We start from the raw sequence: 12,141 nt of genomic DNA, 5'->3' as shown, positions 1-12,141 counted from the left end.
GTTGCAAATGAGTGGCTAGGCGTGCCGCCGCAGACAGTACAACTTGGTACGGCAAGGCGGCACAACAACGCCAGAATCATTCTGTCAGGGCTTCACTTAGCCGGCGTGATGCGGATCAGCTTGCCATCGCTGGCGTCGGTCAACACCCACACGGCACCATCCGGCCCCTGCCGCACATCGCGGATGCGCGCGTCCAGATCGGCCAGCAGCTTCTCCTGCCCCGTCACCTTGTTGCCGTCCAGCGTCACGCGCATGAGGTGCTGGCCGGCCAGCGCGCCGACCAGCATGTTGCCCTTCCATTGCGGGAACAGCGGACTGGTCACAAAGGCCATGCCGGAGGGCGCGATGGACGGGTCCCAGTAGTGCAGTGGCTGTTCCATGCCGGGCTTGGTTGTGCCCTCGCCGATCGGCAGCATGCTGTAGTGGCGACCGTAGCTGATCACCGGCCAGCCGTAGTTCTTGCCGGCCTGCGGGATGTTGATCTCGTCGCCACCGCGCGCGCCGTGCTCCACGGTCCACAACACGCCAGTGTCCGGGTGCAGCGCCGCCGACTGCGGGTTGCGGTGGCCGTAGCTCCAGATCTCCGGCTTCGCACCCGCACGGCCGACGAAGGGGTTGTCCCTGGGCACGCTGCCGTCGCGCTCGATGCGCACCACCTTGCCGAGATGGTTGTCGAGCTCCTGCGCCTTGTCGCGCAGGTTGTTGCGTTCCCCCAGGGTGACGAACAGCTTGCCGTCGCGCGCCACGACGAGGCGCGAGCCGAAGTGATGGGTGCCGTCGTAAGTCGGCTGCTGGCGGAAGATGACCTGTACGTTCTCCAGCGCGGTGGCTGCGTCGTTCAGCCGCCCCCGTGCGATGGCGGTGCCGTTGCCACCGTCGCGCGGCTCGGAGTACGACAGGAAGATCGTGCGGTTGCTGGCGAAGTCGGGATCGAGGATCACGTCCAGCAAGCCACCCTGCCCGCGCGCCGACACCGCCGGCACATTGGCCACCGGCGCCGACAGTTTGCCGTCCGCGGCCACCACGCGCAGACGGCCGGGGCGCTCGGTCACCAGCATGCGGCCATCCGGCAGGAAGGCTATCGCCCAGGGGTTCTCCAGGCCTTTGGCGACGGTGTCGACCTGCAGGCGCAACTGCTCGCTGGCGAGTTGCTTGCGCTCGGTCTGCGCGTGGCCGGACGGTGAGGCGAGCAATGCGGGGACGAGCAGGCTAGCGGCCGCGAGCAGGCGGCGCCGGGACAGGTAGCGTGGGTTCATGATGCCTTCCGGAGGTTGCGTCTGCGTCAGACGCGCCTGATGCGGCATCCGTTCCCGCTGCGCAGCCGGGACATCACGGGCAGTGGCGGGCTACGGACGCCAATCGCCATCCCGGCACGCGAGCACATGGTCATGGCCGGGGACGCGGCCACCGCGCCGATCTACTTGACGCAGCTCAAGGCGCGCCCGCGTCGGGGCGCCTACCTTGAATCATCGAAGACACTTGCAGGAGGTGTTGGAGGGTGACACGGAGGTGACGAAGTCCTGATGCAGGGCCAACAGTGGCCGCGCAAGAGCGGCCCGTATCGCATCGCTACGCCGATGCGCCAACGCCGGACCGGGTAACCGCTCCGGCGTTTTCCATCGGCACCATCCCCTGCATCACGACGCTGCGGCAGGACTAGAGCTGGAACTTCTCCACCATGCCCTGCAGGTCGCGGGCGACCTGCTCCACGTGGTCGGCCGTGCCACTGGTGTTACTGGCACTGGCGCTCATTTCCTCCACCATGTTGGCGACCTTCTCCACCTGCTGCGCAATGCTGGTGCTGGCCAGGCCCTGCTCGCGGGTGGACTCGGCCACCTCGCGCACCAGCATGCGTGAGGTCTGCGCGCCTTCGCGCATGCTGCCCAGCGAAGCCGCCGCCTCGCGGGCCTGCTTCACGCCGGTCTGCGCCTGCGGCACCGCGGCTTCCATCACCGCCACGACCTGCCGCGTATCGTGCTGCACGGTCTGGATCATCTGCTCGATGCGTACGGTGGCCGTGGCGGTACGTTCCGCGAGGCCGCGCACTTCGTCCGCGACCACCGCGAAGCCACGGCCCTGCTCGCCGGCACGCGCGGCTTCGATGGCGGCATTCAATGCCAGCAGGTTGGTCTGGTTGGCGATTTCCTTGATGACCGCCGCAATCCCGCCGATCTCGTCGACGCGCTGCCCCAGGGCACCGACGCTGACACTGGCTTCGCCCACCGTCGCCGAGATGGCGTCGATCTGCGCCACCGCGTCGTTGGCGCGGGCCTCGCCTTCTCCCGCCATCTGCGCCGCGGCGTCCGACTGCTCTTCGGTCTGGCGCGCGTTGTCGGCAATGTGGTTGATGGCCACCGTCATCTCCTCGACGGCGGCCGCCATCGAAGAGGTGGCATCCGACTGGTGGCTGGCCGCGCTGGAGATCTGCCGCGCGCTGTCGGCGAGCTCGCCGGCATTGCCGGTCAGCGTCTGGGCACTGCGCTTGACCTCGCCGACCAGGCCCGACAGGCTGCCCAGCATGTCGCGCAGCGCACCCAGGATGCTGTCGCGCCCGGTGGGTGCGTCGAACTGCACGCGCAGGTCTCCTGCAGCGGCCCGGCGCATGTACTGCATGACGGCAGCCGGCTCGCCGCCGAGCTGGCGCACGATGCTGCCGGAAATCAGGACGCCGATCAGCACGACGACGGCCAGCGTCGCCAGCGAGACGATCGAGATGATCAGCACGCTGTGGCGCACGGCGGCCGACACGTCGTCCACATACACCCCGGTGCCGACGGCCCAGCCCCAGGCCGGAATGCCCTTGATGTAGGCCAGCTTGGGGGACGGTTCGGTGCCGCCGGGGCGCTGGAACACATAGTCCACGTAGCCTTCGCCGCGCTTGCCGGCCGCCAGGATGGCGTCGTAGAGGCGGAAGCCGGACGCGTCGGCGGTGCCCAGCATGACCTTGCCCTCGTTGGCGGGGACCGGGTCCTGCAACACCATGCGGCCGTCGAAATCGATGATGTAGTAGTAGTCGTTGTGGCCGTAGCGCAGCTTGCGCAGTGTCTCGCGCGCCTGCGCCTGGGCATCGGCGCGCGGCAGCTTGCCGGCCGCTTCCAGGACCTGGTAGTAGTTGATGACCCCCACCGAGATATCGACGAGGTGGTGCAGGCGCTCGCGGTGCGCCGTGAGGGCGTCGTCGCGGGTCTTGAAGGCGACCGTGGCAGTCATCAGGACGAAGCCGATCAGTACGGCAACGACGAGTACGGTCAGGCGGGTGCTCACCCGCAGGTGTTCCAGGAAATTCATGTCGGCGGTCATCCAAGTGGGTTGTTGGTCGGCGCTTTTTGCGCTCTATCGCCGCACTAACGGGTCTCGCCGGGTTGCCTTGAAGCCGTCCGTCCGGACAGATGGCTCAGGAATCAAATATTTACGAACGAAAGTGCTGGGGGCGCTGTTGCGCCCAAAGAAAAACCCCCGCTCTGCAAGGAGACGGGGGTCGCATACCACGGCGTATGGCGCCGGGGCGCCATACGCTTCAAAGCATCAGGGCGTCGCGCCCGCGCCGCTGTTGAAGTACTCGTACAGGCGGTTCACCGGGAAGGTACGCGACACGCCACCGAAGGTGATGGTCTGCGGCGTGGTGGAGCTGTACGCACGGTTGGTGGAGGCCGCCGGGCCCCAGGGGGTGGCCTTCTGCACCTGCACGCCGATCAGCGAATTGCGGATCACGGCCAGGCCGTTGGGCACGTTGAAGGTGGCATCGGTGGCCGTGTAGGCGCCACTGCTGTCATCCCAGGCACGGCCCAGTTGCAGGGTGTTCTCGGTGGCGGTGCCGTCGGGCGCGGTGGTCTCGGCTGTGAACACGCTGTTGGTCACCAGGAAGCCCGCCGTGTAGTTCTGCGGGTGGGCCGGCGCAAAGACATAACCGGTCTTCTGGTAGTTGCCGTTGGCGTTGAGGCGGTTGACCAGCTGCTTGAAGGTCACGCCGTTGAACACCGTCACCGCGCGGCCGAACACGAAGTCCACGTCGCCTTCGATGTAGCTGCCGGCGACATACACGCGTGCCACCGTACCGGTATTGCCCGACTTCGGCTGGAAGGTGTCCTGGTGGCCGAGCAGGCGCACGTTCTCCAGGATGACCTTGTCGGCCGAGGTGGTCAGCGCCACGGCCTGCAGGCCGCTGCTGGACGTCGACTCGTCGAAGTCGTTGGCGATGGTGATGTTCTTCGCCTGGAAGCCGGCGGCGTAGGCGAGGAAGGTGGTGCTGCCGCTGGTGCCGTAGGTGGCCTGGCCGCCGCGGCCTTCGCAGGCGTTCAGCACCAGGGCGGCATCCTTCGGCGTGCCGTTGGATTTGTTGTTGACGATGACCACCTGGCTGGCGTCGGCGCTGGTGCCGTACAGCGTGATCGGCGGGGCGTTCTTGACGCAGACCTGCTCGCGGTAGGTGCCCGGCTTCACGTTGATGTACACGCGTGCCGTGCCGCCTGCCGCCGTGGCGGCATCGATGGCGCCCTGCACCGTGGTGTGGGTGCCGGAGCCATCGGCGGCGATGGTGTAGGTCGGCGTGAAGCCGCACACGTCACCGATGCCGTTGCTGACCGGATCCCAGTTGTCGGTGACCTGCGCCTCGACCTGGCCGGCCTTGGCCAGCGTCGCCAGGATGGTGGCGTTGCTGGCTTCGGCATCGGTCAGCTGCGGACGATTCACCGTGCCCGCGACCGCCGCACCGGCGATCGGCTGGATGTTCAGCGGCGTCGGTACGCAAGCCACCGGGCCGCCACTGGAGCTGGAGGAGGAGCTGGACGAAGTGCTGCCCGTGCCCGAGGAGCCCGCGCCGGACGAAGAGGACGAACTGCTGGTGGTGCCACCCGACGACGAAGACGACGAGCTGGACGAACCGCTGCCCGCCGGGCCGTAGGTTTCCAGTTCGGTGATCTTCGCGCCGAGCGAGCCCGGGATCGCCAGGCACAGCTTCTTGCTGACGACGGCCGGCACGACATCGATGATGCGTTCCGCACCGATGCCACCGTTACCCGAGATCAGCAGTGCCGGGGCAGCGGTGTTGTTGTAGTCCCAGATGCGCCATTCGCCGACGGCCGTGCCCTCTTCGCGCAGGATGATGCGGTCGATGGTCTGCGCGGTGCTCCACTTCACGCAGGCGCGCTTCTCGGTGTCACCGTCGTCCGGCGTCCAGAAGGTGGCGATCTTCGCGTCCTTGATGTTGCCGAAGCTGGTCGTGCCCTTGCTGGAGCCATCCGCCCCCGCACCGGGGCCGGTCACGGAAAGGTTGAGGCTGCCGCCGGAGGAAGAGGAACTCGACGTCGAGCCGGCACCCGAGGAGGAACTGGACGAGGTCGAGCCCGCACCGGAGGAGCTGGAAGAGGAAGAGCTGGACCCTTCAGGAGTCGTGGAGACCTTGAGTTTCCCGGTGCCCGCGTTAGCCAGCACGTTGATCTTCACCAGGCTGGCCGGACGTGCCGTGAAGGCGTAGGGCGGGGTCCAGGTGACGACGTTGGGCACGGCGCAGGCGCCCAATGCCTTGCCGTTGAGGACCGAGCCACTGTCCTTGAAGTTGCCCACCGCCGCGCCGTTGATCGCGGGGTTCTTCACCACGTCGTCGCAGCTGGCTGCACCGGCGACTTCGAACACGTTGGCGTTGGACAGGATCTTGGCTTCCTTGCCCGCGCCCACGCTGTAGTTGTGGGCGTACACCGGGTGGCTCTTGCTGCCGATGAACAGGTTGTTGAACAGGTGCACCTGGCCGAAGCGTACGCGCGGGGCGCGCTCGCCGATGTCGCGCCACAGGTTGTTGCTGAAGGTGACCTTGAGCTTGCCTTCGTCGCTGGTGGCACTGTCGGAGGAGCCGATCAGGTTGTTCTTGCTGTGCAGCTCGAACACGCTGTAGGAGACGGTGACGTAGTTGGAGCCGCCCTTGATGTCGAGCGCGCCGTCGTGGCATTGCTTGCGCATGCCGTTCTCGATGGGCGCGAGATCGTCGGTGGTCGGGGAGTCGGTGAAGCTGACGTGGTCGATCCACACGTGGTGGGAGTTGCTCTGCACGGTGAGGCCGTCGAGCTCGGAGTTCCAGTTGCCGGTGGGGCCGTCGTTGGGGTCGAACACCGGACTCACGTCGCAGGGATTGACGATCTTGAGGTTGCGGACGATGACCTGGCTCTTGTTGCTGACGTTGATGTAGCCGTTGATGATGCCGGCGGTGGTGCCTTCGCCGATCAGCGTGGTGTTGGAGGGGAGGTCGATCTTGGCGCGCAGTTTCTGGTCGTCCATGTTGGCGAAGGCGGTGCCTTCGCTCATGTCGATGAGGCCTTGTACGCGGATGATCTTGGCGTCGGTCTTGCCTTCGGCAATCGCGGCGAGCAGCTGGGCGCGGCTCTTGACGACGTAGATGCGGTTGGCGGCGGCGGCGGCTCCGCCCTGGGTGCCGCCGTCCTGGCCGGCCCAGCCGTCGGCGGGGGCGCTTTGCGTGGCGGGGTCGGGGGTGACGGTCTGGGCGATCGTCACGGCAAACAGCATGGGGGCTGCGAGCAGCATCCCCTTGAGGGCTATCTTGGTCATGGTGCGTCCTGGTGAAGGATGGCAGGCGTGCGCGGCAGCCGCAGGCTGCGCGCACGGGTCATGAATCAGGGAGGGGGCTCAGCTGCGGCGACGCAGGCCGAGCAGGCCGAGGCCGGCGCCCACCAGCAGCAGGGTGCCGGGCAGCGGGACCTGCGCTGCCGGGTCACGGAAGCTCAGCTGGGCGGTGGCGAACACGCCGAAGTCATCGGTCATCTGCAGCCCGGAGAGGTCGACCGAGAAGCTGTCGGCGTCGATCAGGGTGATGGTGCCGAAGTCGATGGCAACGCCTGCGAGCACCTGGCTGATGCCGGTGAAGTCGAAGGTGAAGATCTGGTTGGCCGGGCTCACGCCGGGCATCAGGCTGGAGAAATCAACCGTGCCGTCTTCGTGGAAGTCGATGCCGAACCACAACTCGCCGGCGCCGTTCTCGCTGTAGAACTCTGCGTCCCACACCACCGGCGAGCTCGGTGCAAGGATCAGCGCGCCGTCCGAGTATGTCCCGCTCACCGTCGCACCACTCAGCGGTCCCGCCTGCGCAACGCTCAATCCCAATGCGCAGCACAGTGCCGCACTCCACTTCTTCCAGCTCATGTCTCACTCCTCATCGATATTGCATAAACGTGGCCCTTCGATCGCTGCGAAAGGCGCCCCGCCACAGAAGCAAGTTGTTTGCCGAATGCCTAAGCGGATGTTTATTAAGGCATTGAAAAATATATATTTTTATTTTGTAAGGATTGTCGACAAATCAAAAGACGCCTTCAATACCAACCGGTCCGTGGGGCGACCACGGCATCAGTAAAAGAAAAAGGGCGGCAGCCTCGCGGCCACCGCCCTTTGCATCGACCCAGCCGGTTTTAGCTACAGCTCAGGCTCATCGCGTCGATGGACACCGTGGCCGACGACTCCGTGCGCAGCATCAGGAAGGAGCCGCTGCTGAAGCCGGCCGTCGTCAGGTTGATCGGGTAGTTCACCGTCCCCGCGGCAATGCCGGCAGCACTGACGTTCACCACCCGCGAGGCACTGCCGTGCGGCGAGGCCGAGCCACTGGTGGTGTTGTTGTCCACCTGCACCTGGAACAGGCCGGCACCACTCCCCGCTGCGGCAAAAGTGATGCTCAGCGTGCAGCTCTTGCCGACCATGTCGAAGATGCCACCCGGCGTGCTGCTGGCCGTAGTGGTGGTCGTTGCACGGGCACCGATGGTGAAGCGCGCACCCGCCAGGGTGATGACACCGGCGTTGATGGCCGGCGAGCCGCCGGCCTTCACGTACATCGGCACCGCGGCGTTGTCCGGCAGCGCCGCATAGGCAGCGGTGAACACGCTGGTGGTGGTGGCACTGTCGAAGTTCTCGGAGTGCTGCACCACGCCACCACCGCTGGAGGAGGAACTGCTGGAGCCACCACCACTGGAGCTCGAGCTGGAGGACGAAGCGCCACCCGACGAGCTGCTGGACGAACTCGTGCCGCCCGAGCTCGACGACGAGCTGGAGGAGCTGCTCGACGAGGAGGAAGACGACGAGGACGACGAGCTACCCGGCACGCCGCAGTTGGTGCATGGCACCGGGCTGAGGCGACCGGCACCGGCGTTGGCGGCGATGAAGTCACGCGCTTCTTCCGCGGTCTTCAGCGCGTAGCCATACGGCGGCAGCCAGGTGCCGGTGTTGGCGAGGCCTTCGCAGCCGGTCAGCTCGGCGTCGATGGCAGCGCCCACCCAGGGCTTGCCGTCATCGGTCTTGTCGCTGATGAAGCGGTGGCCGCTGGTGCGGAAGCTGATCGCGTCCTTGCCACCTGCCAGCTTGCCGCAGATCTCCTTCGGCTTGAGGCCGGTGAATTGGTAGTAGTTGTTCTGCGAAATGACGTCCGACTGGTAACGCACGTCCAGGCCGCCCTCGAACTTCAGGTCGGAATTGCTGGTCGTGGTGCTGCCGTCGATCATGTTGTTGTAGAGGTGCAGCTGACCGAAGCGGACCAGCGGCAGGCGCGACGCCACCCCGCTCCACAGCACGCCGTGGATGGTCACGTGCAGGCGGCCGGCATCGCTCCAGGCACGGCCGGAATCACCGTTGCCCACCAGCGTGGTCTTGCCGTGCTTGTGGAAGATGCTGTTGGAGATGGTGACGTAGTCGGAACCACGCACCACGTCCAGCGCACCGTCGTGGCGGGTCTTGCCGTTGAGACCGGCGGCCAGGCTGTCCGGCGTGTCGCCGTCGCTGACGGTGACGCGGTCGAACCAGATGTTCTGGCTGCGCGACACGGTAATGCCGTCCGCATAGGCGTTCGACGAGTCCTCCGGGTTCACGTCCCAGGGCGTGTCGATCGCCAGATTGCGCACGATGATGTTGCGCGTCCAGGTCGGGTAGTCGTCACCGTCCTTGCCGGCGGCGATCCAGTTCTTGAAGTCCGCTTCCGGGTCACCGCCGCTGGCCAGGGCCAGCTCGCTGCCGATCAGGATCGTGGTGCCGGTGATGCGGGCCGGACGGCCTTGCGCGTCGTTGATGCCGACCAGCGTGGTGTTGGACGGCAGCATGATCGAGCCACCGTACTTCTGGTCGAGGTAGCTGGTGTATTCCTGGAACAGCGTGTTGTTGTTGTTCCAGCGCAGGTCGATGTGGCCCACCACGCGGATGATCTTCGGCTCGTTGCCCGCCTGGTTGATCGCGGCCACCAGTTGCTGGCCGTTGAACACCGTGTAGACGCGGTTGGCTGCCGCATTGGCACCACCCGTCACCACCACCGGGCCCTTGCGCGAGAAGGCGTGCCAGCCGGTCGCCGGCGCCACTTCACGCTCGAAGCTCAGCACGCCGCCGGTGGGGTCCACCGTGGCGAACTGCCAGGCCGGCAATGCCGGTGCAGCAGCGTAGTTGGCCGGCGAGTGCTTGCCGTCGATGGCCACCGGCGCCGAGAAGTTGCGGATGCCGTACAGCGCGCTCTGGAAGGGGGTGCTGGCACCGGTCAGGGTCTGCGCATCGACAACGGTACCGCTGCCCGACGAGGAGCTGGACGAACTCGTGCCGCCCGAACTGCTGGACGAGGACGAGACGCCACCGGAGCTCGACGAGCTGCTGATACCACCCGAGGAGCTGGAGGAGGAGGAGCTGCCCACACCGCCCGAAGACGTCGATGAACTGCTGCCGGTATCACCACCTGACGAGGACGAGCTGGTGGAGGAACTGGAAGAGCTCGAGGCGCTGCCGCCCAGGCCATAGGTTTCCAGTTCGGTCAGCTTCGCGCCGCTGGAGCCCGGGATGCTCACGCACAGCTTCTTGCTGCTCACCACCGGGTCCAGGTCGATGACGCGCTCGGCACCCACGCCTCCGTTGCCGGAGATCAGCAGCACGGGAGCGGAGCTGTTGTTGTAGTCCCAGATCATCCACTGGCCGATGGCGCTGCCGTCTTCACGCAGCACGACGCGCGAGATGGTCTGCGCAGTGCTCCACTTCACGCAGGCACGCTTCTCGGTATCGCCTTCGTCCGGCGTCCAGAAGGTGGCCAGGTTGCCGTCACGCAGATTGCCGAAACTGGTGGAACCCTTCGACGAACCATCGGCGCCGGCGCCCGGTCCGCTGATCGACAGGTTGGCGCTGTTGCTGCCACCGGACGAGGACGAGGAAGACGAGCTGGAACTGGAGCTTGCACCGGCACCAGAGGAGCTGGATGACGACGAGGAAGAAGAGCCTTCCGGCGTAGTGGAGACCTTGAGTTTCCCGGTACCCGCGTTGGCCAGCACGTTGATCTTCACCAGGCTGGCCGGACGTGCCGTGAAGGCGTAGGGCGGGGTCCAGGTGACGACGTTGGGCACGGCGCAGGCGCCCAATGCCTTGCCGTTGAGGACCGAGCCACTGTCCTTGAAGTTGCCCACCGCCGCGCCGTTGATCGCGGGGTTCTTCACCACGTCGTCGCAGCTGGCTGCACCGGCGACTTCGAACACGTTGGCGTTGGACAGGATCTTGGCTTCCTTGCCCGCGCCCACGCTGTAGTTGTGGGCGTACACCGGGTGGCTCTTGCTGCCGATGAACAGGTTGTTGAACAGGTGCACCTGGCCGAAGCGTACGCGCGGGGCGCGCTCGCCGATGTCGCGCCACAGGTTGTTGCTGAAGGTGACCTTGAGCTTGCCTTCGTCGCTGGTGGCACTGTCGGAGGAGCCGATCAGGTTGTTCTTGCTGTGCAGCTCGAACACGCTGTAGGAGACGGTGACGTAGTTGGAGCCGCCCTTGATGTCGAGCGCGCCGTCGTGGCATTGCTTGCGCATGCCGTTCTCGATGGGCGCGAGATCGTCGGTGGTCGGGGAGTCGGTGAAGCTGACGTGGTCGATCCACACGTGGTGGGAGTTGCTCTGCACGGTGAGGCCGTCGAGCTCGGAGTTCCAGTTGCCGGTGGGGCCGTCGTTGGGGTCGAACACCGGACTCACGTCGCAGGGATTGACGATCTTGAGGTTGCGGACGATGACCTGGCTCTTGTTGCTGACGTTGATGTAGCCGTTGATGATGCCGGCGGTGGTGCCTTCGCCGATCAGCGTGGTGTTGGAGGGGAGGTCGATCTTGGCGCGCAGTTTCTGGTCGTCCATGTTGGCGAAGGCGGTGCCTTCGCTCATGTCGATGAGGCCTTGTACGCGGATGATCTTGGCGTCGGTCTTGCCTTCGGCAATCGCGGCGAGCAGCTGGGCGCGGCTCTTGACGACGTAGATGCGGTTGGCGGCGGCGGCGGCTCCGCCCTGGGTGCCGCCGTCCTGGCCGGCCCAGCCGTCGGCGGGGGCGCTTTGCGTGGCGGGGTCGGGGGTGACGGTCTGGGCGATCGTCACGGCAAACAGCATGGGGGCTGCGAGCAGCATCCCCTTGAGGGCTATCTTGGTCATGGTGCGTCCTGGTGAAGGATGGCAGGCGTGCGCGGCAGCCGCAGGCTGCGCGCACGGGTCATGAATCAGGGAGGGGGCTCAGCTGCGGCGACGCAGGCCGAGCAGGCCGAGGCCGGCGCCCACCAGCAGCAGGGTGCCGGGCAGCGGGACCTGCGCTGCCGGGTCACGGAAGCTCAGCTGGGCGGTGGCGAACACGCCGAAGTCATCGGTCATCTGCAGCCCGGAGAGGTCGACCGAGAAGCTGTCGGCGTCGATCAGGGTGATGGTGCCGAAGTCGATGGCAACGCCTGCGAGCACCTGGCTGATGCCGGTGAAGTCGAAGGTGAAGATCTGGTTGGCCGGGCTCACGCCGGGCATCAGGCTGGAGAAATCAACCGTGCCGTCTTCGTGGAAGTCGATGCCGAACCACAACTCGCCGGCGCCGTTCTCGCTGTAGAACTCTGCGTCCCACACCACCGGCGAGCTCGGTGCAAGGATCAGCGCGCCGTCCGAGTATGTCCCGCTCACCGTCGCGCCACTCAGCGGTCCCGCCTGTGCAACGCTCAATCCCAGTGCGCAGCACAGCGCGCACAGATAGCCCCTTAGTTTCATGTCTCACTCCTTTGTGTCTGTTCGTGGCTTCACTGTGATGCCGATCGCTGCGGCATCCACGCGCGTCCACTAGCAATTTTCCTGCCGGCGAACTAAATCCCTGTTTCTACAAGACCATGAAAAATAGGGATTTTTAGTTTGTAAG

The 12,141-nt window shown here is 66.0% G+C and carries 6 protein-coding genes; all 6 read right to left on the bottom strand.

Going from position 1 to position 12,141, the window contains the following annotated elements; genetic code table 11:
- Positions 1–92: 92 nt before the first annotated feature.
- The 6 genes from VVD47_RS13325 to VVD47_RS13300 all read right to left on the bottom strand — a co-directional run bounded on the left by VVD47_RS13325 (position 93) and on the right by VVD47_RS13300 (position 11,996).
- The gene (locus tag VVD47_RS13325; protein ID WP_327603963.1) at positions 93–1,256 is read right to left on the bottom strand and encodes a PQQ-dependent sugar dehydrogenase; all 1,164 of its coding nucleotides are present in this window, start codon (positions 1,254–1,256) and stop codon (positions 93–95) included.
- Between the two features lie 400 nt (positions 1,257–1,656).
- Entirely contained in the window at positions 1,657–3,288 is a 1,632-nt protein-coding gene (locus VVD47_RS13320; protein WP_327603962.1) for a methyl-accepting chemotaxis protein, read from the bottom strand.
- Positions 3,289–3,525: 237 nt separating this feature from the next.
- A complete protein-coding gene (locus VVD47_RS13315; protein ID WP_327603961.1) occupies positions 3,526–6,555 on the bottom strand; it encodes a pectinesterase family protein in 3,030 nt (1,009 codons plus the stop codon).
- A gap of 78 nt (positions 6,556–6,633) precedes the next feature.
- Positions 6,634–7,146 carry a PEP-CTERM sorting domain-containing protein gene (locus VVD47_RS13310; protein WP_327603960.1) on the bottom strand — a complete coding sequence of 171 codons (513 nt, stop codon included), beginning with the start codon at positions 7,144–7,146 and terminating at the stop codon, positions 6,634–6,636.
- A gap of 263 nt (positions 7,147–7,409) precedes the next feature.
- On the bottom strand, positions 7,410–11,405 hold the full coding sequence (locus VVD47_RS13305; protein ID WP_327603959.1) for a pectate lyase family protein: 3,996 nt from the start codon (positions 11,403–11,405) through the stop codon (positions 7,410–7,412).
- Positions 11,406–11,483: 78 nt separating this feature from the next.
- Positions 11,484–11,996, bottom strand: a complete 513-nt coding sequence (locus VVD47_RS13300; protein ID WP_327603958.1) for a PEP-CTERM sorting domain-containing protein — start codon at positions 11,994–11,996, stop codon at positions 11,484–11,486.
- Positions 11,997–12,141 lie beyond the last annotated feature (145 nt).

Source organism: Uliginosibacterium sp. H1, assembly GCF_036017065.1.
Taxonomy (GTDB): domain Bacteria; phylum Pseudomonadota; class Gammaproteobacteria; order Burkholderiales; family Rhodocyclaceae; genus Uliginosibacterium.
The sequence above is the reverse complement of the archived record's forward strand: the minus strand, read 5'-3'. Positions and strand labels throughout refer to the sequence as shown.

Bases quoted from the DNA above. Each gene is read 5' to 3' on its own strand.
- VVD47_RS13325 (WP_327603963.1), bottom strand. From the start codon at position 1,256: ATGAACCCACGCTACCTGTCCCGGCGCCGCCTGCTCGCGGCCGCTAGC.
- VVD47_RS13320 (WP_327603962.1), bottom strand. From the start codon at position 3,288: ATGAATTTCCTGGAACACCTGCGGGTGAGCACCCGCCTGACCGTACTC.
- VVD47_RS13315 (WP_327603961.1), bottom strand. From the start codon at position 6,555: ATGACCAAGATAGCCCTCAAGGGGATGCTGCTCGCAGCCCCCATGCTG.
- VVD47_RS13310 (WP_327603960.1), bottom strand. From the start codon at position 7,146: ATGAGCTGGAAGAAGTGGAGTGCGGCACTGTGCTGCGCATTGGGATTG.
- VVD47_RS13305 (WP_327603959.1), bottom strand. From the start codon at position 11,405: ATGACCAAGATAGCCCTCAAGGGGATGCTGCTCGCAGCCCCCATGCTG.
- VVD47_RS13300 (WP_327603958.1), bottom strand. From the start codon at position 11,996: ATGAAACTAAGGGGCTATCTGTGCGCGCTGTGCTGCGCACTGGGATTG.